The organism is Thermoanaerobacterium xylanolyticum LX-11 (genome assembly GCF_000189775.2).
GTDB classification, from domain to species: Bacteria; Bacillota; Thermoanaerobacteria; order Thermoanaerobacterales; family Thermoanaerobacteraceae; genus Thermoanaerobacterium; species Thermoanaerobacterium thermosulfurigenes.
The window spans coordinates 737297-762130 of sequence record NC_015555.1 but is presented as its reverse complement, the minus strand read 5'-3'; the positions used below and the strand labels follow the sequence as shown (position 1 = coordinate 762130).

At 37.5% G+C, this 24834-nt stretch carries 24 protein-coding genes and 2 riboswitches; of the genes, 1 reads left to right on the top strand and 23 read right to left on the bottom strand.

Translation table 11 applies throughout. The annotated features are described in order from the left end of the window. Window position 1 precedes the first annotated feature (1 nt). The 20 genes from spoVB to THEXY_RS03615 all read right to left on the bottom strand — a co-directional run bounded on the left by spoVB (window position 2) and on the right by THEXY_RS03615 (window position 20994). On the bottom strand, window positions 2-1561 hold the full coding sequence (gene spoVB, locus THEXY_RS03710) for a stage V sporulation protein B (protein WP_013787515.1): 1560 nt from the start codon (window positions 1559-1561) through the stop codon (window positions 2-4). Between the two features lie 50 nt (window positions 1562-1611). Continuing rightward, window positions 1612-2052, bottom strand: a complete 441-nt coding sequence (locus THEXY_RS03705) for an S-ribosylhomocysteine lyase (RefSeq protein WP_013787514.1) — start codon at window positions 2050-2052, stop codon at window positions 1612-1614. A gap of 142 nt (window positions 2053-2194) precedes the next feature. After that, window positions 2195-2380, bottom strand: coding sequence for a hypothetical protein (locus THEXY_RS03700; RefSeq protein ID WP_230197635.1), 186 nt, complete (start codon window positions 2378-2380; stop codon window positions 2195-2197). A 236-nt stretch (window positions 2381-2616) separates the two neighbouring features. Then, a complete protein-coding gene (locus tag THEXY_RS03695) occupies window positions 2617-3852 on the bottom strand; it encodes a M20 metallopeptidase family protein (RefSeq protein WP_013787512.1) in 1236 nt (411 codons plus the stop codon). Between the two features lie 21 nt (window positions 3853-3873). Beyond that, window positions 3874-4665: a glutamate racemase gene (murI, locus tag THEXY_RS03690; protein WP_013787511.1), complete on the bottom strand. Its 792-nt coding sequence runs from the start codon at window positions 4663-4665 to the stop codon at window positions 3874-3876. Between the two features lie 108 nt (window positions 4666-4773). Next, window positions 4774-6024 carry a phosphoribosylamine--glycine ligase gene (purD, locus tag THEXY_RS03685; RefSeq protein ID WP_013787510.1) on the bottom strand — a complete coding sequence of 417 codons (1251 nt, stop codon included), beginning with the start codon at window positions 6022-6024 and terminating at the stop codon, window positions 4774-4776. Window positions 6025-6055: 31 nt separating this feature from the next. Beyond that, window positions 6056-7582 (bottom strand): bifunctional phosphoribosylaminoimidazolecarboxamide formyltransferase/IMP cyclohydrolase, encoded by a 1527-nt coding sequence (gene purH / locus THEXY_RS03680; protein WP_013787509.1) that lies wholly within the window; start codon window positions 7580-7582, stop codon window positions 6056-6058. A gap of 2 nt (window positions 7583-7584) precedes the next feature. After that, window positions 7585-8202 carry a phosphoribosylglycinamide formyltransferase gene (purN, locus tag THEXY_RS03675; RefSeq protein WP_013787508.1) on the bottom strand — a complete coding sequence of 206 codons (618 nt, stop codon included), beginning with the start codon at window positions 8200-8202 and terminating at the stop codon, window positions 7585-7587. After that, window positions 8199-9209, bottom strand: a complete 1011-nt coding sequence (purM, locus tag THEXY_RS03670) for a phosphoribosylformylglycinamidine cyclo-ligase (protein WP_013787507.1) — start codon at window positions 9207-9209, stop codon at window positions 8199-8201. The genes purN and purM overlap by 4 nt, the downstream gene beginning before the upstream one ends. A 16-nt stretch (window positions 9210-9225) precedes the next feature. Continuing rightward, window positions 9226-10623, bottom strand: coding sequence for an amidophosphoribosyltransferase (gene purF / locus THEXY_RS03665; protein ID WP_013787506.1), 1398 nt, complete (start codon window positions 10621-10623; stop codon window positions 9226-9228). A 9-nt stretch (window positions 10624-10632) separates the two neighbouring features. After that, complete coding sequence (gene purC / locus THEXY_RS03660) at window positions 10633-11340, bottom strand: phosphoribosylaminoimidazolesuccinocarboxamide synthase (RefSeq protein ID WP_013787505.1); 708 nt, start codon at window positions 11338-11340, stop codon at window positions 10633-10635. Next, a complete protein-coding gene (purE, locus tag THEXY_RS03655) occupies window positions 11340-11831 on the bottom strand; it encodes a 5-(carboxyamino)imidazole ribonucleotide mutase (RefSeq protein ID WP_013787504.1) in 492 nt (163 codons plus the stop codon). The genes purC and purE overlap by 1 nt, the downstream gene beginning before the upstream one ends. A gap of 79 nt (window positions 11832-11910) precedes the next feature. Next, window positions 11911-13359, bottom strand: a complete 1449-nt coding sequence (locus THEXY_RS03650; protein WP_013787503.1) for an NCS2 family permease — start codon at window positions 13357-13359, stop codon at window positions 11911-11913. Between the two features lie 191 nt (window positions 13360-13550). Further along, a riboswitch (purine riboswitch) is annotated at window positions 13551-13652 on the bottom strand. A gap of 81 nt (window positions 13653-13733) precedes the next feature. Continuing rightward, window positions 13734-15272 carry a glutamine-hydrolyzing GMP synthase gene (gene guaA, locus THEXY_RS03645; protein WP_013787502.1) on the bottom strand — a complete coding sequence of 513 codons (1539 nt, stop codon included), beginning with the start codon at window positions 15270-15272 and terminating at the stop codon, window positions 13734-13736. A gap of 12 nt (window positions 15273-15284) precedes the next feature. Then, the gene (guaB, locus tag THEXY_RS03640; RefSeq protein ID WP_013787501.1) at window positions 15285-16739 is read right to left on the bottom strand and encodes an IMP dehydrogenase; all 1455 of its coding nucleotides are present in this window, start codon (window positions 16737-16739) and stop codon (window positions 15285-15287) included. Window positions 16740-16823: 84 nt separating this feature from the next. Further along, a riboswitch (purine riboswitch) is annotated at window positions 16824-16921 on the bottom strand. Window positions 16922-17000: 79 nt separating this feature from the next. After that, a complete protein-coding gene (gene groL, locus THEXY_RS03635) occupies window positions 17001-18626 on the bottom strand; it encodes a chaperonin GroEL (RefSeq protein WP_013787500.1) in 1626 nt (541 codons plus the stop codon). 13 nt (window positions 18627-18639) lie between these two features. Next, window positions 18640-18924: a co-chaperone GroES gene (groES, locus tag THEXY_RS03630; RefSeq protein WP_013787499.1), complete on the bottom strand. Its 285-nt coding sequence runs from the start codon at window positions 18922-18924 to the stop codon at window positions 18640-18642. 199 nt (window positions 18925-19123) lie between these two features. Continuing rightward, complete coding sequence (locus THEXY_RS03625) at window positions 19124-20128, bottom strand: hypothetical protein (protein ID WP_013787498.1); 1005 nt, start codon at window positions 20126-20128, stop codon at window positions 19124-19126. Window positions 20129-20500: 372 nt separating this feature from the next. Then, window positions 20501-20692 carry a hypothetical protein gene (locus THEXY_RS03620; RefSeq protein ID WP_013787495.1) on the bottom strand — a complete coding sequence of 64 codons (192 nt, stop codon included), beginning with the start codon at window positions 20690-20692 and terminating at the stop codon, window positions 20501-20503. A gap of 116 nt (window positions 20693-20808) precedes the next feature. Further along, window positions 20809-20994, bottom strand: a complete 186-nt coding sequence (locus THEXY_RS03615) for a hypothetical protein (RefSeq protein WP_013787494.1) — start codon at window positions 20992-20994, stop codon at window positions 20809-20811. 298 nt (window positions 20995-21292) lie between these two features. Here THEXY_RS03615 and THEXY_RS03610 point away from each other — a divergent pair, with 298 nt between their 5' ends. After that, window positions 21293-22534 carry a S8 family peptidase gene (locus tag THEXY_RS03610; protein WP_013787492.1) on the top strand — a complete coding sequence of 414 codons (1242 nt, stop codon included), beginning with the start codon at window positions 21293-21295 and terminating at the stop codon, window positions 22532-22534. Window positions 22535-22550: 16 nt separating this feature from the next. On the opposite strand, the gene THEXY_RS03605 is transcribed toward THEXY_RS03610, so the two are convergent. From THEXY_RS03605 to THEXY_RS03595, 3 genes are all read right to left on the bottom strand, one after another. Beyond that, window positions 22551-23069 (bottom strand): hypothetical protein, encoded by a 519-nt coding sequence (locus THEXY_RS03605; RefSeq protein ID WP_013787491.1) that lies wholly within the window; start codon window positions 23067-23069, stop codon window positions 22551-22553. Window positions 23070-23142: 73 nt separating this feature from the next. Then, window positions 23143-23934, bottom strand: coding sequence for an ABC transporter ATP-binding protein (locus THEXY_RS03600; RefSeq protein ID WP_013787490.1), 792 nt, complete (start codon window positions 23932-23934; stop codon window positions 23143-23145). A 15-nt stretch (window positions 23935-23949) separates the two neighbouring features. Beyond that, window positions 23950-24810 (bottom strand): ABC transporter permease, encoded by an 861-nt coding sequence (locus THEXY_RS03595; protein ID WP_013787489.1) that lies wholly within the window; start codon window positions 24808-24810, stop codon window positions 23950-23952. Between the last annotated feature and the right edge of the window lie 24 nt (window positions 24811-24834).

The following is a 24834-nucleotide window of genomic DNA, read 5'->3' as shown; positions in this document are numbered from 1 at the left end:
ATTATTTATTCCTTGAAAATATAAGTCTATTTAAATCTTCTAAATATGGAAGCTTTATAAGTTGACATGATGCAATGTAAACTAAAAATCCTGATAATACTGTAATAGACATTGTAATCCATTCGTTTGCTACTGCTGTAACCAGATTAAAATAAATAATCGTGTCGTAAATCCCCATTATAAGCGCAGCTATAAGCGGTTTTAAGAACCAATTGTTAAAATCAATTTCTAAGTTAGTAATCTTAACCAATGCTTTAAAATTTAAGAAGAAGACAAAAGCATCAGCGAATATGAAGCCGTAAATATACCCGAAAAGCCTTAAACTTGGTATAGGAACTAATAGATACATGGCAATCACAGAAATTGTAGTCCAGATGACAGAATTTCTCAAAACCAAGTTTTGCATCCCAAGCCCATTCAATATGCTTGTGACTATAGACTCCAGGTATGCAAAAATGCTTCCTGCAGCTATTACCTTAACTAACAAACCTACTCCAGGACTTTTAGGGTAAAGCAATGAAGCTATTTCATCAGGCAACATCAAAAACAATACGGTTGCTGGTATGCCTATCATAGTAGTATATCCTATGGCTTGATTTATCCTCTGCCTTACTACATCCCATCTTTTTAAAGATGCCGCTTCTGACACAGCGGGAAGCACTGTCACTGACAAACTCATTGTTATAACTGCAGGCATATATGCAAGTGGATAAGCCATTCCAGATAACTTTCCAAACTCAGATATAGCGTCTTTGTGTGAAAGTCCTGATTTGACAAGCTTTGAAGGTATGATGAGAGATTCAAACAAATCCAAGATATTTACAATCATCCTTGAAATAGTAATAGGAAAAGACGTCTTTATTATTGTATTTGCAATATCTACCTTATTCCAAATCTCCCCTTCATTTGGCATTTCCTCATTTATGTATTTCAATTCACGCCTATAGTAAAATATGTACATGATAAAACTTGTGACTTCTCCTATGGCTATTCCAAATACGGCTATTGCTGCAGCATATTCCAACTTCATTCCTGTAAATACGCTGAATAGATACAGCGTCAAAAAAACTCTCACTATCTGTTCCACTATCTCAGATACCGATGCAGGAACCATGTTAATTAATCCTTGGAAAAAGCCTTTGAATATAGAAGATGATGAAACTACAATTAGTACAGGTGAAAAAATCAATATTGATAGATACGCTCGTGGTTCGTGGAGCAAGTTATTTGATATGTACTTGGCATTAAAGAATATTATAGATGAAATTGCTATGCCCATTATAATTACGATAAAAAAGGAAACTTTCATTATGCTGAAAATATTTCTTTTGTTATTTTTGGCTCTTTCCTCAGATACAAACCGAGATGTAACAGCCGTAATGCCTGATGTTATAAATGTTATTGATACAAAGTAGATTGGCAGTGCTATTTGATATATCCCCGTTCCCTCAGAGCCCAACAGATTAGAAAGGATGATTCTGAAGACAAATCCAATAGCCCTGTCTACAACATTTGCTATAGTCAAAATAAAAGCACCGCGAACAAAAGATCTATTGCGCATACATGACACCTCACAATAGTTTATTCGCGGCACCTAATATATATTACCTTCTAAAGTTTTTCCAAAACAGCCTTTGCGTACTCCTTCGCTGTAAAAAGAGAATGATCTCTATAGTTACCACACTGAATCTCATTTGTAGCAGGTACATCTTCTTCTTTTGTCGTTAAAACTCTTTCTAAGACTTTTTTCAATGCATCTTTTATTTCATCAATTGATGTGTCTCCAAACTTTGTAAGGTAAAATCCAGTCCTGCACCCCATAGGAGAAATATCTATTATGTCATCGAAATAATCTCTAAAGTAAGTAGCAAATAAATGCTCTAATGTGTGAATCCCCCCTGTAGGTATTGAATCTACATTGGGCTGTGTCAACCTTACGTCGTATTTGGTTACGACATCACCGTTAGGTCCAATCAGAGTACCTGATTTTCTCACGTACGGTGCTTTTACCGTTCTATGATCTAATTTAAAGCTTTCAACTTTTATCTCCATAACATCACCTCATAAATTGTTGATACATTATATTTTATCATTTTTCTTTACATTTACCAACATTAAGCCGATGGATTTAATGCAGAAAATAAAAATATCCGGCATAGCCGGAGGTCATGTTTAAATGGGAGGAGTTTTTCATCTATCTTAACTTGTAACTATAAGCTAATTCACTGAAATCTTCATTTCTAATTGTCGCATCAGCCGTATCTTTGTAGCCAAACTCGCTTCTTAAAAATTCTTCGTACTCAGTGTTATCTTTCTCTATCGCTGCGGGTACAAATATCATTATAAATGCCATCAATGTTATTATAAATAACATTTTCATCACCCACCCTTCAATACATATTATGCATCAATAATCTAATTTTGTCAAGATTTACTTCATATAAATTATTTTTGCAAGATTTCCTGTATTTTTGTAAATATATAAACCTATTCTCAAGATTATACATCAGTATGGCTATATATGGCAAAAAATCATGCATAAATATGTATCAAGAGCATCTTTGTTTTCCAATTTATTTTTATATATTACAAAAAAATTTTAATAAAATGCTAATTTCATAGAGAATCGCTATAATTAAGCATATTTTTAAGCATCCTCTTTTGCTTAACTGCGTCTTTTGAGTCATTTTGCAAATAATTTATGGCAGTCAATACATGTATAGCTATGCCATAAGGAATGCAGTTTTCGTCAACATCAAACATGTTGTTGTGGATAGGCTTATCTATCCCCTTCTCCTTATTTCCACACCCTAATTTATAAAAGCATCCAGGAACTTCCTTCAAGTAGTATGCAAAGTCTTCCACACCAAGCGTCGGCAATACACTTATTACATTGCTATCACCTACGATTGATGCAGCACTTCTTTTCATTATGTCTATCATATTGCTATCGTTTATAAGGCAAGGGTATCCTTCCACTCGATTAAATTCGGCTTTGCCTCCCATCGCTTCCGCGGTATTTTTAGCTATGCTTTCCACCCTTTTTGTTATCTTATCGCGATTTTCTTCATTTAACATCCTTATTATGCCAGACATGCGCACTTTGCTGGCAATTACATTTCTGGCATAGCCGCCTTCAATGCTGCCAATAGTTATGACAAGAGGCTCCAATGGGTTTGATTCTCTGCTTACGACTGTTTGAATCATGTTGATTATATTTGCAGATATTGCTATAGGATCTACAGATTTGTGTGGCTCAGCTCCATGGCTGCTTTTACCTATTACATTTATGTCAAACATATCCGATGATGCGTAAGCTTTTCCATATGTGTAGCCAATTTGTCCAACATTGAGATCTGGATCTACATGTAAGCCTATGATGGCATCTACTTTTGGATCATCAAAAACACCTGCATCAAGCATAGGCTTAGCTCCTCCTGTAGTTTCCTCAGCAGGTTGAAAGATAAATTTCACATTGCCGTCAAGCTTATCTTTCATTTTAGATATAAGCTTAGCTGCTCCAAGAGCAATTGCCGTATGCACATCGTGTCCACAGGCGTGCATTTTGCCAGGTACAGCCGAAGCGTAAGGCAAGTCATTTTCTTCCTGAATTGGAAGTGCATCTATATCAGCTCTAATCGCTATGGTTTTCTGCCCATTGCCATAAATTGTCCCTACAACGCCGGTCTTTGCAATTGTCTTTGTTTCTATACCTAAACTGCCAAGATACTTCTTTATAAGCTCAGAAGTCTTTGTCTCTTCAAAACCCAGCTCTGGCTCTCTATGTATTTTTCTCCTTATATCTACGATTTCCTCTTGAATCTTTATGGCTTCTTTTAAAATCTCATTCATTTTTCTCCCCTCTTTATCATTTTAATATTTCTCTATGTCAACGTAGCTTATGTTCTCAATGTCTTCATTTAGTATTAGTTTCGCAACATCTACAAATTTTTTCGCATCGCCGCTTACAAAATAATGAGTTACACCACCAGTCAAATTAAGCATATCATTTTCTTTCAAATAATTCATCACATCATGCGACAATCTAACAGCCGGATCAACTATAAGCACATCTTCTCTTGCGGCATTTTTGATGGCATTTAAAAGTATCGGATAATGTGTGCACCCTAAAACAAGTGTATCGATTCCTTCATCGTTTAAAGCTTTTAAATACTCTTTTGCCAATTTAAATGACTCGTCACTTTCTGATAGCCCTTTTTCTACCAACGGAACAAATCCCGGACAAGCTTTTTGAAAAACATCTACATCGCCATTTTTAAGCCTTATGCTTTTTTCATAGCTGCCGCTTTCTACCGTCCTCGTCGTGGCGATAACACCAACTTTATTGTTCTTTGTAATGTCTGCAGCGCTTTCAGCTCCAGCTTCCAGCACACTAAAAAGAATTTCCTTATATTCATCTTTATCAATTGAAGCACACGTAGTATTGCAAGCAATCACTATTATCTTCGTATTTTTCTCATTCATAAAATTGATTATTTGCCTTGCATACATTTCTATTTCACCTTTAGACTTATCGCCGTACGGCACTCTTTTCGTATCACCAAAATATATGTAATCTTCATTTGGCAATAGTTCCTTCAACTTCTTCAATACCGTAAGTCCGCCTACACCTGAGTCAAACACTCCTATCGGTCTTCTATCCATTTCACCACATCCTATTTTGTTGATATTCTATTATATAATATCACAAAAAGTGTGGATTGATAACAAATATGCAAAAAACCCGCATGGCAAAACCATACGGGTTTACTTTCAAACGGTACCTATATCGTTTCTATAGTACATTCCTTCAAAGTGTATCTTCTTAAGCTCATCATAAGCCTTTTTTCTGGCCTCTTGGTAAGTATTTCCCAGCGCGGTGACTTCCAATACTCTCCCACCAGATGTTTTGTACTTACCATCTTTTATTGTAGTTCCTGCATGGTAGACAAAAACGCCATCTGTATTTTCGACACCTGTTATATCATATCCTGTATTAAACTCACCAGGGTAACCTTCTGACGCTGCTACTACGCAAACAGCCTTTTTATCCTCCCATTCTATTTTTACATCACTAAGCTTTTCATCAATTATAGCCTCTACTATATCAACAAGATCTGTTTTCAAAAGCGGAAGGACAACTTGTGTTTCAGGATCTCCAAATCTTGCATTGAATTCTAAAACCTTCGGTCCATCTTCTGTGAGTATTAACCCAGCATAAAGAACTCCTTTATAGACTATTCCTTCTTTTTTCAGCGAAGTTATGACTGGTTTTAATATTGTATCCACCACAACACTAAGCAATTTATCATCGAAATAAGGATTTGGAGCTATATTGCCCATGCCTCCTGTGTTTGGTCCTTTATCCCCATCGTAAATTCTCTTGTAATCCATAGCAGATACCATCGGGACTATCGTCTTTCCATCAGTAAATGCCAACACAGAGACTTCTCTGCCGAAAAGCATCTCTTCTATTATCACAGTGTCACCAGATGTTCCAAACCGTTTTTCCTTCATAAGTATGTCTAAAGCTTCTTTTGCACCTTTATAGCTGTATACTAAAAACACCCCTTTACCTTGCGCCAATCCGTCCGCCTTTATGACCACAGGATACCATACATCCTTCAAAAAGTTTAATGCCGCATCGTATCTGTCAAAAGCCTTAAATCTGGCTGTAGGAATGTTGTACTTATGAAGCAGTAGTTTTGTAAAGTATTTGCTGCCTTCGATAGCAGCAGCGTCCCTTCTTGGTCCGAAAATTCTAAGTCCGCTGTTTTCGAATTCATCCACTATGCCTTTCATCAGTGGGACTTCAGGCCCTACAATAGTCAAGTCAACATTATTGTCAATAGCGAATTTCTTAAGCTTCTCCACATCAGATACATTTATATCGATGCATTCCGCTATATCCGAAATACCACCATTCCCAGGAGCACAATAAATCTTATCTACCCTTTTGCTTTCGCTGATCTTTTTAACTATGGCATGCTCTCTGCCACCGCCACCTATAACAAGAACATTCATATTCTCTCCTCCAAACAATTGGGGCTTCTATTTAATGCTTAAAGTGCCTTATGCCTGTAAATATCATTGAAATCCCGGCTTTATCTGCCGCATCAATCGATGCATTATCATTTATAGATCCGCCAGGCTGGATAATAGATGTAATACCCGCTTTCGCTGCTTCTTCCACAACATCAGGGAATGGGAAAAACGCATCTGAAGCCAGCACACTTCCCTTTGCCTTTTCACCTGCTTGTTTTATAGACTGCTCTGTCGGCCAAATGCGGTTCACCTGTCCAGCTCCAATTCCAACCGTCATCCCGTCTTTAGCCAAAACGATGGCATTTGATTTCACATGCTTTACAACTTTCCAAGCAAACCTTAAATCCTTAAGCTCACCTTCAGTGGGAGCATTTTTTGTGACAACAGTCAGTTTATCATCGTACAAGTCAACTTCATCTTTTTCCTGAACTAATATTCCGCCTTCTACCTTCTTCAAATCGTACTCTTTTACGTATCCACCTAAAAGCTTGAGAATTCTGACATTTTTCTTTTTCTCAAGAATTGCCAACGCTTCTTCCTCAAAGTCAGGAGCTATTATTATCTCTAAAAATATCTTTGAAAGCTCTAAAGCCGTATTTGCATCTAATGTGCGGTTAAACGCCACAATACCGCCAAATATTGAAACCGGATCGCATTCATAGGCTTTTTTATACGCATCATATATGTTGTCTGCAACTGCAACGCCACATGGATTTGTATGCTTTACTGCCACTGCAGCAGGTTCATCAAATTCTTTTAACAGTTCAATCGCAGCATTTGCGTCGTTTATATTGTTGAAAGAAAGCTCTTTTCCGTGCAGCTTTACGCATTCAGATATTCCAAAAGATTTTAATGAGTTTTTGTAAAATGCAGCTTTTTGATGCGGATTCTCGCCATATCTCATGTCCTGCGATTTCTCAAAAGAAAAAGTTATTGTGTCAGGAAACTCTACACTATTTTTATCCAAAAGATAATTGTATATAAGTGAATCGTATGAGGCAGTATGTCCAAATGCTTTCATAGCAAGATAGAACCTTGTTTCTTCCTTCGTATTCCCGTATTCTTTTATTTCTTCAACGACTTTGTCGTAGTCATAAGGGTCAACTAAGACTGTCACGTATTTGTAGTTTTTCGCTGCAGCTCTAATCATGGACGGTCCGCCGATGTCTATATTCTCTATTGCATCTTCCAGCGTAACATCATTTTTCAGTATCGTCTCCTTAAAAGGATACAAATTTACTGCTACTATGTCGATAGGTTTTATCCCATTTTCCTCCAACTGTTTTCTGTGGTTTTCATCATCTCTTATAGCTAAAAGTCCACCATGTATCTTAGGATGCAGTGTCTTGACTCTGCCGTCTAAGATCTCAGGAAACCCTGTAACATCTGAGACTTTTAAAGCGTTTATGCCCATATCCTTTAACAGCTTGTAAGTGCCGCCAGTCGATAATATCTCATATCCCATTTCATCTAACTTTTTTGCAAAGTCTACAATTCCATCTTTTTTAGATACACTTATCAATGCTCTCTTTGACATCATCATACCTCCTCTTTTATATAAACCTTTCTTCCTTCAACTTTAAGCCTTCCTTCAGTAAACAGCTTTACAGCATAAGGCAACAATTTGTGCTCCAGCTTTAAAACTTTAGATGCTACTGTCTCAGGTGTATCATCATCTTCAACCTTTACCACATCTTGCATTATGATAGGCCCCGTATCTGCTCCTGAATCAACAAAATGCACTGTGCAGCCAGTGTATTTCACACCGTAATCAACGACAGCCTTGTGGACATTTATTCCATAGTACCCTTTGCCGCAGAACGATGGTATTAAAGATGGATGTATGTTTATTATCCTATTGTGATATTTATTTACGATTTCCTCATTCAATATCGTTATAAAACCTGCCAAGATTATCCCATCTGGATTTATCTCATTGACAACATTGGCAAGCTCTTTATAAAATTTGTCCTTTAGCTTCTTCTTTGGAATGCAGTAAGCAGGTATATTATTCATTTCTGCTCTTTTTAAAGCATATGCTCCTTCTTTGTCGCTAATAAGTGCTACAATTTCAGCGTTGATATATCCGCTTTTAATGCCATCTATGATAGACTGAAAGTCAGTACCATTTCCTGACGCCATAACTAATAATCTCATAGCAATACCTCTTTTTTACCATTTACAATTTCTCCTATTATAAATGGTTTCTCACCTGCAGCTTTTAGGCGATTTATTGCATCATCGCACTGATGACTTGGGACAATAATAATCATTCCAATCCCCATGTTAAACGTCCTGTACATTTCCATGTCGTCAATTTTTCCGATGTCTTTTATCAATTTGAATATATGCGGAACATCCCATGAATTTTTGTCTAATTTAGCAGAAACACCATCCTTAAGCGTCCTCGGTATATTGTCTATAAACCCTCCACCTGTTATGTGAGCCATTCCTTTAATGCTTATGCCTTTTAAGGATTTAAAAGCCTTCACATATATTCTGGTAGGCTTTAAAATGACCTCCCCTAACGATAACCCGTATTCTTCTACATAATCATCAGTGCTCATTTTACCTAAATCAAACAAGACTTTTCTCACCAATGAATATCCATTTGAGTGTATCCCTGATGATGCAAGCCCTATTATTGCATCACCAACTTCAATATTTCTGCCATCAATTATCTCATCCTTCTCAACAGCACCTACAGCAAAACCAGCAAGGTCAAATTCGCCTTCATTGTACATACCTGGAAGCTCTGCCGTTTCCCCTCCTATCAATGCACATTCCGCTTCACTGCATCCCGCTGCAATGCCTCTTATCACTTCAATGCCTACATCGCTTTGTAACTTCCCAGTAGCAAAGTAATCGAGGAAAAATAAAGGTTTTGCACCACTGACGATTACATCATTTACACACATGGCAACTAAGTCTATACCTATAGTATCGTACTTTTTCATCATAAAAGCAATCTTTAGTTTTGTCCCGACGCCATCTGTGCCTGAAACCAAAACAGGATTTTTATAATCTGTCAATTGGTAAAGAGCTCCAAAACCGCCTATTCCATTTAAAACGCCGCTTTTCATAGTAGCTTTTGCAATAGGTTTTATCATTTCTACAAATTTGTTTCCCTCATCAATATTTACACCAGCATCTTTGTAGTCCATGGCATCCTCCTTGAATTTACTTTTTTTCGAAAAGGTATTTGCTGCCTTCTTTTGGGACTTCCATAGGATACTTTCCATCAAAACATGCTGCGCAGATGCTTTCTAAAGCCACACTTTCTCTTAGACCTTCTAAGCTTAAAAAGCTTAAGCTATCTGCTCCAATGTAATCCCTGATATCTTCCACTTCCATGTATGAACCTACCAGTTCCTTCTTAGTAGGAGTATCTATTCCAAAATAACATGAATACTTAACAGGTGGAGAACTTATCCTTACGTGCACTTCTTTTGCACCACCTTTTTTTAAAAGGGAAACAAGCCTTTTCATAGTAGTGCCTCGTACAATAGAATCGTCAATCAATATGATTCTCTTATCCCTTACCAGCTCTTTTAAGACATTTAATTTGACTCGTACACCGATTTCTCTGTCTTTCTGTTTTGGACAGATAAAGGTTCGCCCTATATACTTGTTTTTGATAAGACCCTCTCCTATTGGAATACCTGATTGAAAAGAGTATCCTCGTGAAGCCGGTACTCCAGAATCAGGGACAGGTACCACCAAATCAGCATCTACACTGCTTTCAATGGCTAATCTCTTTCCCATCTCATACCTTGCCTTATAAACACTGACTCCTTCTAAGACGCTGTCAGGCCTTGAAAAGTATATATACTCAAAAACACATGGCATCTTTTTTTCAAAGGTGTCGACTTTCACAGAGTTTAAACCACTTTTATCTATTATCACTATCTCTCCAGGCTCTACATCTCTGATAAGCTCTGCTCCAATCACATCCAGTGCACATGATTCAGATGATAGATAGTAATTGCCATCCTTTACGCCTATGCAAAGTGGTCTAATGCCATTTTTATCTCTTATTCCAATTAGCTTGTCTTCCATCAATATGACCAATGCGTACGAGCCTTTAATCTTTTCTATCGTTTTTACAATAGATTCTACAAGCCCGTTGCGATAATACTTAGCAATCAAATGAAGTATTATCTCACTGTCAGATGTAGTCTGAAGAATCCTACCTTCCTCTTCCAGCTCTTTTCTAAGCTCTAATGCGTTTATCAAATTGCCGTTATGGGCCAAAGCCATATATCCGCTGCTAAAATTCGCAACAAATGGCTGTGCATTGCAGGCATCGCTGTTTCCAGTAGTCGAATATCTTACATGACCTATCCCAACATTTCCTTCAAGGTCATCTATGTTTTCTTTAGAAAATACCTCTAATAAAAGCCCCATGCCTTTTATGCAGTTTACATATGAGCCTTTTAGCACAGCAATACCTGCGCTCTCCTGACCACGATGTTGCAGTGCTTGAAGTCCATAGTATATATGGTGATGTATTGGGCTATTTAAGCTAAATGCTCCAAATACTCCACATTCTTCTTTTAACTTTACAGTTTCAATCATAATTTTACCTCACTGTTTTTCAAGTCGATTCAATACTTCCACATAAGCTCCTTCTACATTTCCGAGATCTCTTCTAAACCTGTCTTTATCCAGTTTTTCCTTCGTTACACTGTCCCAAAATCTGCACGTATCCGGTGAAATCTCATCAGCCAAAACTATGCCATCTTTAGATTTGCCAAATTCCAATTTAAAATCTACTAAAATGATGTTTTTTGATGTGAAAAATTTCGAAAGTATATCATTGATCTTAAAAGAATATTCTTTTATAGTTTCCACTTCTTCCTTTGTAGCTAATTCCATCGCTTCTATGTGGTATTCATTTATGAAAGGATCTCCAAGTTCATCGTTCTTGTAGCAGAATTCTAAAACCGTCCTTTTAAGTTTTGTTCCTTCTTCTATTCCTAATCTCTTTGATATGCTTCCCGCCGCATAATTCCTTATTAAAACTTCAATAGGATAGATTTTTGCGCTTTTAACAAGCATTTCTCTGTCATTAAGTTTTTTTACATAATGTGTTGGAATACCTTCTTTTTCAAGTAGCTCAAACAAAATCGCAGATATTTCATTGTTTAACACGCCTTTATTTTGAATAGTACCTTTTTTTATGCCGTTAAATGCTGTAGCATCATCTTTGTACTCAATAATGTAATAATCTTCATCTGTGGTCTTATAGACCTTTTTTGCTTTTCCTTCGTACAACATGTTTAGCTTTTCCATTATAAAATCTCCCCCTGTAATTTTTTATCTTTCTCAATAACTTCCTCTGCTAAATTCTTTTTGTACTCAACGACTTTTCCCATAATCTCAGGATACTTTACTCCAAGTATCTCTACTGCCAACAATGCCGCATTGTATGCTCCGTCTATAGCAACAGTGGCAACTGGTATCCCCTGAGGCATTTGAACAGTAGATAAAAGCGAATCCAAGCCATCTAATGTAGATGATTTTACAGGAACTCCAATGACAGGAAGCGGCGTCATAGATGCCATAACACCAGCTAAATGAGCTGCTTTTCCTGCTGCCGCTATTATGACTTCGTATCCTCTATAAGCTGCATTTTTTGCAAAGTCATGTGCCACATCTGGTGTCCTATGTGCTGAAATAACCCTTACATCATAGTCAATTCCAAACTGCTTAAAAACATCTAATGCTTTCTTCATCAATGGAAAGTCTGAATCGCTTCCCATGACGACTGCAACTTTCGCCATAACGTTAGACTCCTCCTCTATATTTGTTTTATTTACAAAATGCAGAAAGGAATTTCTTCCTTTCTGCATTTTATCTGCTTTATCCCATAAAGAATGCAAATCTTAACAAGAACAAAAATCCAATTATATACATTAATGGATGAACTTCTTTAGCCTTGCCAACAACTATCTTTGTGATTGGATAGAATATAAATCCTGCAGCTATGCCGTTCGATATGCTGTAAGTAAATGGCATGATAGCAATTGTCATAAAGGCAGGAAATGCTTCACTAAAATCTTCAAAGTTCACCTTTGTCACAGAGCCTATCATCAATGCCCCAACGATGATGAGGGCAGGTGCCGTGGCTTGAGATGGCACTATTCCTATTATTGGCGCAAAGAATAATGACACCAAGAAAAGAATTGCAACGACTGTAGATGTCAAACCAGTCTTACCACCCTCACTTATGCCTGACGCACTTTCAACATAAGTAGTTATAGTGCTTGTACCCAAGAAAGAACCTAATGTTGTGCCTATAGCATCTGCAAATAAAGCTCTTTCAAATTTCGTCTTGAAACCGCCATTTGATTTTTCAAAATCATCTTCTTTAAAAATCCCTGTCTTTGTACCTGTGCCAATCAATGTGCCTATTGCATCAAACATATCAGCTAAGCTAAACGCCAGTATGACAGTTATAAGGCCTGTAAGTATCGAAATGATATTTCCATCAGTGCCAGGCTTTAATAGTCCAGCAAAATCCAACTTCATAAATGTTGGTGCCAAACTTGGAGGCATCTGTACAATCGTCTTAAGATTAGAAATGTTCGTTATTCCCATCGGTATACCTATAATCGTCGTGGCAATTATGCCTATCAGTATAGCGCCTTTAACGCCTCTGCTCATAAGTATGGCAATTATTACAATGCCGATTACAGTAAGTATTACACCTGGATCCTTGAAATTTCCTAAAGTTATAAGAGTATCGCTGCTTTTCGTTACAATACCGCCGTTTTCCATACCTATGATTGCAATGAAAAGTCCAATACCAGCACCAATAGCACTTCTCAATGACTGCGGTATAGCCTTTATTATAAGTATCCTTAATTTAGTAGCAGTAATAACGATGTTTATTATACCGCTTATAAGTGCAAGTGATAGTGCAGCTTGCCAAGAATAGTGCAATGTCAATACGACATAAAATGTAAAAAAGGCATTCATACCCATTCCCGCTGATAGAGCAAATGGAACATTTGCAAACAACCCCATGACTAAAGTAGCAGCTACAGACGATAATATAGTAGCGACAAAAACCGCGCCTATTACAGGGTCATTTGCTATAGATAAACCTGCTTTTACTGCTTGAGTGCCTAAAAGACCTTTCGCATTCATGCCAGCCTGCATAAGTATCGATGGATTTACAAAGATGATGTAAGCCATCGTGATGAAAGTTGTAATACCAGCAATGACCTCTGTCTTTACCGAAGTACCATTTTCTTTTAGCTTGAAGAAATTGTCAAGAAAGCCTCTCTTTTCGTTGTTTTTTACCATTATAATCCTCCTTATGATTGAAATAAAAACGAATTTTAAAAATAAATAAGCCCGAAAGGATAGATTCCAACACATAGAGTGAAACCTATCCTCCCGGGCTTTTATCCCACAGGTGTGGCAATACAATGCCTGTACCGCTCGGTCCGAACGCCTTTAAGCTTTCAAAAGCATGAACAAATAAGACTGGAACCCTCAGGTACACTTTCACTCATAGTCAGACAATTTACGGTTGTCTGGTAGAGACTTCTGAGCCGTATTCTCAGAATTATATGAGCTATTATTTACTTGTCCTGACACAATTATAATATCAAGTTTTTCAATTCAAGTCAATAATTTTACGAATATTTTTTTGATATTTTTAAAAAATGTTCGTGTTACTCCCACTCGATTGTAGCCGGTGGTTTCGATGTGATGTCATACAAGACTCTATTTACACCATAAACTTCATTTACAATGCTTGTAGATATGTCCTCCAGAATATCGTATGGCATCTTCACCCAGTCTGCCGTCATTCCATCGTTGCTTTCTACAATCCTTAAGATTATTGGGTATGCATACGTCCTGTCATCTCCCATGATTCCGACGCTTTTTATGTCTGGCAACACAGCAAATGACTGCCATACATTGTTGTACCAGCCGTATTTTTTCATCTCTCTTAGCACGATGCTGTCAGCTTCTCTCAATATGTTTAATTTTTCTTCTGTTACTTCCCCAAGTATCCTGACTGCCAGACCTGGCCCCGGGAAAGGCTGCCTATTTAAAATCTCATCAGGCATACCCAATTCTCTGCCAACCTGTCTTACCTCATCTTTAAAAAGCATCCTCAATGGTTCAATAAGCTCAAATCCTACATCTTGAGGTAATCCACCTACATTGTGGTGGCTTTTTATCGTTGACGCGACAGGGCTTCCGCTTTCGATGACATCAGGATAAAGAGTGCCTTGCACTAAATATTTCACATCGCCGATTTTTTTTGCTTCTTCTTTAAATACCTCTATAAACTCATTTCCTATTATCTTTCTCTTTTCTTCAGGATCCTTAACTCCTTTTAACCTCTCTAAAAATCTGTCCTTTGCATCTACTTTTATTATCTCCATATCAAAATTGTTTTTAAAAGTGTCGACTACTTTTTCAGCTTCGTTTTTCCTTAGAAGACCATTATCTACAAAAATACATATTAGCTGGTCGTGTATTGCTCTATTTACCAAAACTGCAGCAACAGATGAATCAACACCACCACTTAGAGCACAGACAACCTTGTCATTTCCGACCTTTTGCCTTATTTCTTTTACAGTCTGCTCAATGAGTGAATCCATTGTCCAATCTGCAGAGCAATCGCATATTTCAAACAAGAAATTCCTGATTATCTCAGTACCTCTTGGAGTGTGTATTACCTCTGGATGGAATTGTACGGCATACTGCTTTCCTTCTACGTTGGCGATTGCTGCAATAGGGCAATTTGCTGTCGATGCAACGACTTTAAAATTTTTAGGTGGAAGTTCTATTTGATCCGTATGGCTCATCCAACAGCTTGTATCTTTTTCAATTCCTTTAAACAGAGGAATATTGTTGTTTATCACAACGTCTGTTTTGCCATACTCTCTTACAGGTGCTTCCGCAACTTTACCACCTTGGATCATCGTCATAAGCTGTGCACCGTAACAAATGCCAAGAATAGGATAGTTAAGCTTAAATATGCCTTCATCGCACATTGGTGCATTTTCTGTATAAACGCTGGCAGGTCCTCCTGATAAGACCAAACCCTTAGGCTGTCTTTTCTCAATTTCTTCTGGCTTTATATTGTACGGAACAATTTCGCAAAACACATTTGCTTCCCTTATTCTCCTTGCAATAAGCTGCGTGTATTGGCCGCCAAAATCAAGTATCAATATAACTTCTCTATTAATACCCATCAAAATCCTCCTTTATTTAATACTATAATTTGGAGCTTCCTTCGTAATAATTATATCATGTGGATGGCTTTCAGTTAATCCTGCATTCGTTATTTTTATAAATTTCGTCTTCGTCCTGAGCTCCTCAATGTTGTGGACACCGCAGTAGCCCATTCCAGCCCTTAAACCTCCAATCATCTGGTAAACAGTATCCTTCAAAGGTCCCTTGTACGGCACTCTGCCTTCTACACCTTCGGGAACAAGCTTTTTCATACCTTCCTGGAAATACCGATCAGAACTTCCGCTTTTCATTGCTGATATTGAGCCCATTCCTCTATATACTTTGTAGCTTCTTCCTTGGTATATTTCTACTTCACCAGGACTTTCCTCAGTCCCTGCAAAAAGACTTCCAATCATTACCGTAGATGCACCAGCAGCAATCGCTTTGACAATGTCTCCACTGTACTTTATGCCACCATCTGCGATTACAGGTATACCATATTTATCGGCTTCTTCCGCACAATCATAAATTGCTGTAATCTGAGGAACTCCAATGCCTGCTACGACTCTCGTTGTGCAAATCGAACCAGGTCCAATGCCAACCTTAACGCAATCAGCACCTCTTTCTATTAAGTCTCTTGTAGCCTCTGCAGTCGCCACATTTCCAGCAATGATCTGCAGATCAGGAAATCTATTCTTTATCTTTTCTACCGTATTTAAGACACCGACAGAATGTCCATGAGCCGTATCAACAACCACAACATCCACATTTGCATCCACCAATGCTTTTACTCTTTCCATGACGTCTGCAGAAACACCTACAGCAGCACCAACAAGCAATCTTCCTCTTGAATCTTTTGCAGAATTAGGATATTCTACGGCCTTTTCAATATCTTTAATGGTAATCAATCCTTTTAAATTGTTGTCTTCATCCACAAGCGGCAACTTCTCTATCTTATGCTTTTTAAGTATTTCCCGAGCCTCATCTATAGTAGTCCCAACAGGTGCAGTGACTAAATTCTCTTTTGTCATGACCTCTTTAATCGGCCTGTCTAAATTGCTTTCAAATCTTATGTCTCTGTTGGTAATTATTCCCATAAGTTTGCTGCCAACTGTTATAGGCACTCCCGATATTCTATATCTCTCCATAAGTTCTACAGCATCTTGTATCTTGTGATCTGGTGTCAAATAGAAAGGATTTGTGATAACACCGTGTTCCGACCTTTTAACTCTGTCTACTTCTAAAGCCTGTCTTTCTATAGGCATATTTTTATGTATTATGCCAATTCCTCCTTCTCTTGCTATGGCAATAGCTAGAGAAGACTCTGTCACTGTATCCATTCCTGCGCTAATCAATGGTATATTCAACATTATACTATTTGTAAGGCGTGTTTTAGTGTCGACCTCCTTTGGCAGCACATCAGATTTTGCCGGTATAAGCAGTACATCATCAAATGTCAGTCCTTCTTTAACGAATTTATCAGCCATTTTTATCCCCTTCCTTTAAAATTTATTATGCCTGAGTTTAATAATAAAAATGCCCGAACAGAGAATTTCGTTCAGGCAAAAAAGAGTACAACAATAACTCCCCATAGTAAAGAGTTACGGCTCTTTGTAGATACTCCAGTGCCTATTCACCAGATTATATGCGGATAAGATTTTATTATTAAATTACTAAACAATATAACAAATTTAGATGTCCATGTCAACAGTACAAAAAAAATAACCGGGCATCCCCGGTTATTTTTCTTACATCATATCCATGCCTGCTCCTGGTGCTGGAGCTGGTGGATTCTTTTCTGGTATGTCTGCCACAACAGCTTCTGTTGTAAGTATCATAGACGCAACAGATGCAGCATTTTGGAGTGCTGACCTCGTAACCTTTGTTGGGTCAACTATACCTGCTTTTAACATGTCTACAAATTCTTCTTTGTATGCATCATAACCAAAAGCAGGGTCTTTTGATTCTTTTATCTTCTCAATGATCACTGAACCGTCTACACCAGCATTTCTTGCTATCTGCCTTACTGGTTCTTCTAATGCTCTAAGTACGATCTGAGCACCTGTTCTGAAGTCACCTTCTAAAGAATCGACAACTTTTTGTACTTCTGGTATAACATCTAACAGTGCTGTACCACCACCAGGAACTATACCTTCTTCAACAGCAGCTCTCGTAGCTGAAAGCGCGTCTTCTATCCTGTGTTTCTTTTCTTTAAGCTCTGTCTCTGTAGCAGCACCGGCTTGAATTACTGCGACACCGCCAGAAAGCTTAGCCAATCTTTCTTGCAGTTTTTCTCTATCGTAATCAGATGTCGTCTCTTCGATTTGAACTTTTATCTGATTTATTCTGTTCTTTATGTCTGCAGCATTTCCTGCGCCGTCAACTATTGTAGTGTTTTCTTTTGTTACTTTTACTTGTCTTGCACGACCAAGCATGTCTATTTTAGCTTCTTTAAGATCAAGGCCCACTTCCTCAGAAATTACTTGACCACCTGTCAAGATAGCTATGTCTTGAAGCATTTCTTTTCTTCTGTCGCCAAATCCTGGAGCTTTTACTGCAACGCATGTAAATGTGCCTCTTAATTTATTTACTACTAATGTTGCAAGTGCTTCACCTTCAACATCATCTGCAATTATCAAAAGCTTCCTTCCTTGTTGTACTACTTGTTCCAGAAGTGGCAATAAGTCTTGGATATTTGATAACTTCTTGTCTGTAATAAGTATTAAAGGATCATCCAAAACTGCTTCCATCTTATCTGTATCAGTTACCATGTACTGTGAAATATAGCCTCTGTCAAACTGCATTCCTTCTACTATTTCAATAGTCGTATTCATTGACTTTGATTCTTCTACTGTTATTACGCCATCTTTGCCGACCTTATCCATTGCTTCAGCTATTAAGTTACCGATCTCCTCGTCAGCCGCTGAAATTGATGCAACATGTGCTATAGAATCTTTTCCTTCTACTGGCTTTGATATATTTTTTAATCCTTCAACAGCAGCATCGACAGCTTTTGCCATGCCGCGTCTTAAAAGCATTGGGTTTGCGCCAGCAGCTAAATTCCTTAAACCTTCCAATACCATGGCTTGTGCTAATACAGTAGCTGTTGTCGTACCATCGCCAGCTACATCATTTGTCTTTGTTGCAACTTCCTTTAAAAGCTGTGCGCCTTGATTTTCAAAAGGATCTTCTAATTCAATTTCCCTTGCGATTGTAACACCATCGTTTGTAATTGTTGGTGAACCATATTTTTTATCTAAAACAACATTACGGCCTCTTGGTCCTAATGTTACTTTAACTGTGTTGGCAACAGCATTTACGCCTCTTTCCAAAGCCTTTCTTGCATCTTCACCGTACAAAATTTTCTTTGCCATTTCTTCTACCTCCTTATTCTACTACAGCTAATATATCGCTCTGCCTTAAGAGAAGATATTCTTCTCCATCAAGTTTTACTTCTGTGCCAGCGTACTTTGAGAATATTACTTTGTCTCCAACTTTCACTTCCAGCTCGACTCTTTTCCCATCTATGTATTCACCAGAGCCGACAGCAAGTACTTCACCTTGTTGAGGTTTTTCTTTTGCAGTGCCAGGCAATACAATGCCGCCTTTTGTTACCTCTTCGGCTTCAGTAACCTTTACTACAACTCTGTCACCAAGTGGTTTTAATCTCATAATATCCCTCCTCGAATTTTGTTAGCACTCATTCATGGCGAGTGCTAATCATCACACTTTTTATATTAGTTTAATTACAAGTTCATGGCAAACTCCAAATTTCTCTAATTTTTGCCGTTTTAGACGATTATTATAGATTTTTCCCATTTATCTTCTAATTATACGATTAATATTAAATTTACGCAAAAAAATGCAGGCTTTAGTCACCTGCAACATTATTTACATTGCCATTTGAACTTTGTTGTTTTAAATAATTTATCATGTTGTACATAAACTGCTGCTGTTCTTTCGTAAGCATTGATTTAAGACCGTTTACCACTTCCGACTGCTGATCTGTAAGTCCAAGATTTTTCGGTACATCGTCCTTCTTTATTTCCCTTTCCACATCATTGCTTTTTACACCTTCCACCATTTCATCATTTACAGCGTCTTCTGCATCTTTAACTTCTTCTGTCTTTTTATTTTCTTCAGATCTGTCAAACAAATTATTCTTCACATCGCTTCTATCGCTTTCTTCTACCTTCTCGTGCCTTGATTCACTATTTTTTGAATTCATAATGCTTTCAGCATTGTTCAAAGCTTCTACAAGCTTTATGTTTTTTATGATTTTTTCTGCCATATCCTTTTTATCATCTGGAATAACAGGTTTTATCGCTTCAAAAATATCCAGAATTTTATCTATGATGTTATTTTTATCTCCTTCCACTTCGTATTTTTTCATTTTTTCGTTTAGGTTTTGTATCCCTTCATGAAGCTTTATAAATTTGTCTATGATCATCTGCTTATCTTCTTTCATGTACGGTTTTACCGCTTTTAACATCCCAATCTGATCAAAGTCATCTTCTTGCATTTCAGCTTCTTGATTAAATTCCATCAACTGTTTGTGGCATTCAAGTATCTCGGCAATTTTTGTGAATATATCTATGTAGTACTGTTCTTTCCTGTGTAGATACGGTTTTACGCTCCCCATAAAGTTTTTGCTTTTCTCTATTATCTCAAATATATCCAAATCGCTTTTCTTCTCGTCGTTCTTTTTACTTTCTGTTTTATCATCTTTATCATGCTCCACAATTTCCTCGCCTTCTTTTTTCTTTAAAAGCTGCCTTTCTCCTTCAATGCTTAAGCCATCAAAAATTTGAAACCTTATAAAAAATATTATAAAAAGTTCAATTATCAATACCTTTAGTAATTTTTCTTTATCCACGGCAAATCCCCCATTTCCATAAATACTTCTTAAATAATATATGTATAGGGCAGGTTTATTATCACCTGCCCCATGCTTTTATTTCTTATCCACCACAAAAATACCTGGGACAAACAAGAAGATTATAAGAATCACTATTATGATCCAAATCCATCCACCGTCCCATGCTGCTCCTTTTCCTTCAGGCATATGAAAACCCCCTTTACATTATTTATCGACCACAAATATTCCAGGTACAAAGAGGAAAATTATTAGTATTATGATTATGATCCAGATCCATCCGCCGCCCCATGCTGCTCCTTTTCCTTCAGGCATACTAAAAACCTCCTTTATTTTTTGGCCTCAAGGACCTAATACATTATACGTGATGTGTTAAATATTGTTACTGAAATTCATGGTGGCCAATGACCACAAAAAGCGCCTTGCCTTTTTCCGCGGTTTGTCTTGCTGCAAGACAACTAACAGAAGAAAGAAAAACAGCAAATCTTCGAATTCAAACTTTACATCCATTACAACAGTCAATATGACAAAAAAGAATAGAAGCGTATTTCCAGATATATTCATAAGATCAGCTCCATTTAATTTACTTTAATTCATTATATTCTTATTTTTAATTATTGATATTGATTTCGTCTTTTATGTAAAACAAATGGTCCTACCGCAAGATAGGACCATTTACTTTATTTGACTTGATTCAAGAATAATCCCATTCCACCGTCCATGATTATGACTAATAGTACGAAGAAGAACAGCAATGTTTCCATTGACCATGCTCCGCCAAACCATCCGCCGCCCATAAGGACAACGAGAATTAAGAAGAAGAACAGCAAATTGCTTTCGCCAAATACTGAACTTGTTCCTGCCATAATAATCCTCCTTTTAAAAATTTAAAATTTAATCAAGCTTTAGGCTCTTCAACTATGAAGCCGGGTACAAACAAGAAGATAAGAAGTATTATAATTATAATCCAGAACCATCCACCGCCTATCCATGATGCACCTTTCTCTGTGGGCATATAAATATCCCCCTTTCGCAAGATTTATGTCAGGTCTTTTTGACCTAATACATAATATGACATCGCCAATATTTGTGACACTTCTATTTTTAAAACTAACAAAAATTTGCCTTAAACATATTCTGATATAAGAAAGGGGGATTCAATTTATGGATATAATTTCTGCTCTAATTTTGTCAAGTGTTATTCAAAGCCTTTATCCCAAAAGCAAAATAGACTCAAGGCTACTACGAAAAGCTTCCACATATAGAAGTGAGTGTGTTAGCGCTATTGTGTATTCCAACTTGCCGTACGATGCGCTTAAAAAGAAGATAGAATCAATTGGAGGAACGATAAAGTACGAACTGCCTATTATTAACGGTTGGGCTGTAAACATACCTTGCAACAAGCTAAACAGTATCGCAAAAAATAAAGGTATCAAATTTATAGCCGAAGATTCAACTGTAAAAACACAGCTTAACATTGCCACACAAGAAATCAAATCAAGAGAGGCAAATGATCATGGATACACTGGTAAAGGCGTCACAATCGCTTTTTTAGACACGGGAATTTACCCTCACCCAGACTTTACCAAGCCAAAAAACAGGATAATTGCATTCCACGACATTGTAAACGGGAAAAAAAGTCCATACGATGACAACGGCCATGGCACACATGTAGCAGGTGATGCCGCATCCAGTGGTTATTTATCAGATGGAAAGTACAAAGGTGTAGCGCCTGAAGCAAATATAGTATCAATAAAAGTTTTGGATTCCAGAGGCAGCGGCTCAACATCAGATATATTGACAGGTATGCAGTGGATACTTGACAACAGAGATAAATACAATATAAGAATCGTATCGCTTTCCATCGGTGAAACGCCATCATTGCCGCCTTTTTTAGACCCACTTGTCAAAGGAGTGGATAAACTCTGGAGAAGTGGCTTAGTTGTTGTAGTAGCAGCCGGTAATTCAGGACCATCTATAAATTCCGTCACATCGCCAGGAAACAGCATGAATGTTATAACAGTTGGTGCAGTTGATGACAAAAGAACCGTTGACACTTCAGACGATGAAATTGCTAATTTTTCAGGAAGAGGATCTGCATTCTTGCCGAAACCTGACGTAGTAGCACCCGGTGTAAAGATCGTATCAACTGCATCAGGGAATGTGCCTTTAGGGACTGACGACAACATCCTTCTCAACAAATCGTACAGAACAGCGTCTGGCACATCAATGGCAACACCAATTGTAGCAGGTGCTGCCGCACTTCTTTTGGAGAAAAACCCATCATTGACAAATTACCAAGTAAAAAATATTTTAAAGTCGACTACAACAAATGTTGACCACTACAGGTATTATTCACAAGGATATGGAATGATAAATATAGAAATGGCATTAAAAAAAGTATGAGGTATTGCCTCATACTTTAATCTTTTTTTACGTCATTTTCATTAGCTGGAATCGGCGTCGGCAAGCCTATTATCAGGTTAGCCGTAGCACCCGGTATGAATGTATACGTCAGTGCCGCATAAATCGCATACAGATACTGAAGATTGGAAAAACCTAATAGCGTAAAAATAGAAAGCAGTGTAAAGCCAAAAAATGTATCTTTAGTTATGCCTGTTGGTGGAGGAAATACAAGCTTAGGCAGTTTGCTGTTTTCATTTGGTGCTTCGAGTGAAATTGGTTCGGCAGCATAGATATTGTATATGGCTGGGAAAAATGAAATAATATCCGAAGCAGCCAAAAGTGCATTCAGTGCAATGGCAGAAAATTTTGTATCGTTAATCAAGATAAGTAAAAAAACAAAAAGTATGAACTTTGCTATATAAATAGGCTGTGTATCTGTCTCCATCTCCTCTAAAATCGGCGATATCGCATCCATCAATTTTTCCAATTTTTCTTCATCCATCGCATTAAAACTTTTAATATCTTCATTTTGCATTAAAACACCTCATTTCTCGTTGAATCCTTTTAATCTCATTATATTCAAAACAAGAAACGGGTGTGAGTAAATCCTATGCCAACATCACCCTATCGTCCACAAATTCTGCACCATTGACCTCATTAAACATCTTTAAAAGCTTATCTACAGTAAGATTTTTCTTTTCTTCCTTCAAATCAAGCACGATACGTCCTTGATGCATCATTATTATCCTATTTCCAAATTCTAAAGCATGCTCCAGATTGTGAGTGACCATAAGCGTAGTCAACCTGTTCTCGTAAATGATCTTATTTGTAATTTCATTTATTATATTGGCAGTCCTTGGATCTAACGCAGCAGTATGCTCATCCAACAAAAGCAGTTTAGGCTTTGCAAATGTAGCCATAAGAAGCGTCAATGCTTGCCTCTGTCCTCCAGATAAAAGCCCAACTTTTGTCTTCAATCTGTTTTCAAGTCCTAATCCTAATTCCGCCAGCTTTTCCTTAAAAAATTCTCTATTTTTCTTGTTAAGACCCTTTTTAAGGTTTAGTCCAGTACCTTTTGAATAAGCAATTGATAAATTTTCATCAATCGTCATAGATGGAGCTGTTCCTAAAAGAGGGTTTTGAAATACCCTGCCTATATATCTGGACCTTTTATATTCAGGATACGATGTCACATCCAAATCATCGATGACGACAGAACCACTGTCAACAGGATACGCTCCAGCTATCAGATTGAGAAGCGTAGATTTGCCTGCGCCATTGCTGCCCACAATCGTTATAAAATCACCGTCATCTACTTCGAGATTCAATTTATTGAATACCTGAATCTCATTAGGGGTATTTTTATAGAAATATTTATCCACATCTATAAGCTTTAACATAGTAAATCCCCCTTTTCAGTTAGAGCTTAAAACAATTTTCTTTAATCCAGGCAACGACAATGCCACAACTACTAAGATAGCAGTCAAAAGTTTTAGATCCGTCGGATTAAATCCTATTGTAAGAGCTATTGCTATTGCACTTCTGTAGACTATCGATCCTACGACGGCAGAAATCACTGCCCACAATATATTTCTCTCTCTTATCAACACTTCACCGATAATGACAGAAGCAAGTCCTGCAACAAGTGTTCCAATGCCCATGCCAGCATCGGCAAAGCCTTGATACTGCGACACTAACGATCCTGCCAAAGCAATATAAGCATTTGATATTACAAGTCCCAACGTAATCGTAGCATTTGTGTTTATTCCCATGCTGCGAACCATTTGCTGGTTGTTTCCTGTGGCTCTCAGCGCAAATCCCGTCCGCGTCTGCAAAAAATAATTTGTCAAAAGCAACATAAAAACGACAATAAGTCCAAAAAATAGTATGTTTTTATAGCTTCCTGCAAAATCAAAGTAGTCAAATATAGATCTATTGCTAAGCATAGGTATGTTTGACTTTCCCATTATGCGCAAGTTTATAGAGTAAAGAGCAGTCATCGTAAGTATACCTGCTAATAACTCCGTGATTTTTAGCTTCGTATTCAAAAATCCAGTGATTAAGCCGGCTAATCCCCCAGCAATGATGGAAATAAAAATAGAAAAAACAGGGTTTGCACCACTTGTTATGAGTTTTGCTGTGACGGCAGCCCCTAAAGTGAAGCTGCCCTCTACAGTCAAATCAGCAAAATTTATTATCTTAAAAGATATATAGACACCAAGTGCCATTATGCCGTAGACAAGCCCCTGCTCTAATGTAGAAATGGCAAAAGACATTGTATAGACCCCCAATTATATCTA

Bases quoted from the DNA above. Each gene is read 5' to 3' on its own strand.
- spoVB (WP_013787515.1), bottom strand. From the start codon at position 1,561: ATGCGCAATAGATCTTTTGTTCGCGGTGCTTTTATTTTGACTATAGCA.
- murI (WP_013787511.1), bottom strand. From the start codon at position 4,665: ATGGATAGAAGACCGATAGGAGTGTTTGACTCAGGTGTAGGCGGACTT.
- THEXY_RS03605 (WP_013787491.1), bottom strand. From the start codon at position 23,069: ATGCAAAATGAAGATATTAAAAGTTTTAATGCGATGGATGAAGAAAAA.
- THEXY_RS03705 (WP_013787514.1), bottom strand. From the start codon at position 2,052: ATGGAGATAAAAGTTGAAAGCTTTAAATTAGATCATAGAACGGTAAAA.
- purE (WP_013787504.1), bottom strand. From the start codon at position 11,831: ATGGCGAAAGTTGCAGTCGTCATGGGAAGCGATTCAGACTTTCCATTG.
- THEXY_RS03615 (WP_013787494.1), bottom strand. From the start codon at position 20,994: ATGGCAGGAACAAGTTCAGTATTTGGCGAAAGCAATTTGCTGTTCTTC.
- THEXY_RS03700 (WP_230197635.1), bottom strand. From the start codon at position 2,380: ATGAAAATGTTATTTATAATAACATTGATGGCATTTATAATGATATTT.
- THEXY_RS03650 (WP_013787503.1), bottom strand. From the start codon at position 13,359: ATGGTAAAAAACAACGAAAAGAGAGGCTTTCTTGACAATTTCTTCAAG.
- THEXY_RS03600 (WP_013787490.1), bottom strand. From the start codon at position 23,934: ATGTTAAAGCTTATAGATGTGGATAAATATTTCTATAAAAATACCCCT.
- purF (WP_013787506.1), bottom strand. From the start codon at position 10,623: ATGATTGAAACTGTAAAGTTAAAAGAAGAATGTGGAGTATTTGGAGCA.
- purN (WP_013787508.1), bottom strand. From the start codon at position 8,202: ATGAGATTATTAGTTATGGCGTCAGGAAATGGTACTGACTTTCAGTCT.
- groES (WP_013787499.1), bottom strand. From the start codon at position 18,924: ATGAGATTAAAACCACTTGGTGACAGAGTTGTAGTAAAGGTTACTGAA.
- purM (WP_013787507.1), bottom strand. From the start codon at position 9,209: ATGGACTACAAAGATGCTGGTGTAAATATTGATGAGGGAAACAAATTT.
- purH (WP_013787509.1), bottom strand. From the start codon at position 7,582: ATGTCAAAGAGAGCATTGATAAGTGTATCTAAAAAAGATGGAATTGTA.
- THEXY_RS03610 (WP_013787492.1), top strand. From the start codon at position 21,293: ATGGATATAATTTCTGCTCTAATTTTGTCAAGTGTTATTCAAAGCCTT.
- guaA (WP_013787502.1), bottom strand. From the start codon at position 15,272: ATGGGTATTAATAGAGAAGTTATATTGATACTTGATTTTGGCGGCCAA.
- purC (WP_013787505.1), bottom strand. From the start codon at position 11,340: ATGGAAAAGCTAAACATGTTGTACGAAGGAAAAGCAAAAAAGGTCTAT.
- guaB (WP_013787501.1), bottom strand. From the start codon at position 16,739: ATGGCTGATAAATTCGTTAAAGAAGGACTGACATTTGATGATGTACTG.
- THEXY_RS03595 (WP_013787489.1), bottom strand. From the start codon at position 24,810: ATGTCTTTTGCCATTTCTACATTAGAGCAGGGGCTTGTCTACGGCATA.
- groL (WP_013787500.1), bottom strand. From the start codon at position 18,626: ATGGCAAAGAAAATTTTGTACGGTGAAGATGCAAGAAAGGCTTTGGAA.
- purD (WP_013787510.1), bottom strand. From the start codon at position 6,024: ATGAATGTTCTTGTTATAGGTGGCGGTGGCAGAGAGCATGCCATAGTT.
- THEXY_RS03695 (WP_013787512.1), bottom strand. From the start codon at position 3,852: ATGAATGAGATTTTAAAAGAAGCCATAAAGATTCAAGAGGAAATCGTA.
- THEXY_RS03620 (WP_013787495.1), bottom strand. From the start codon at position 20,692: ATGAATATATCTGGAAATACGCTTCTATTCTTTTTTGTCATATTGACT.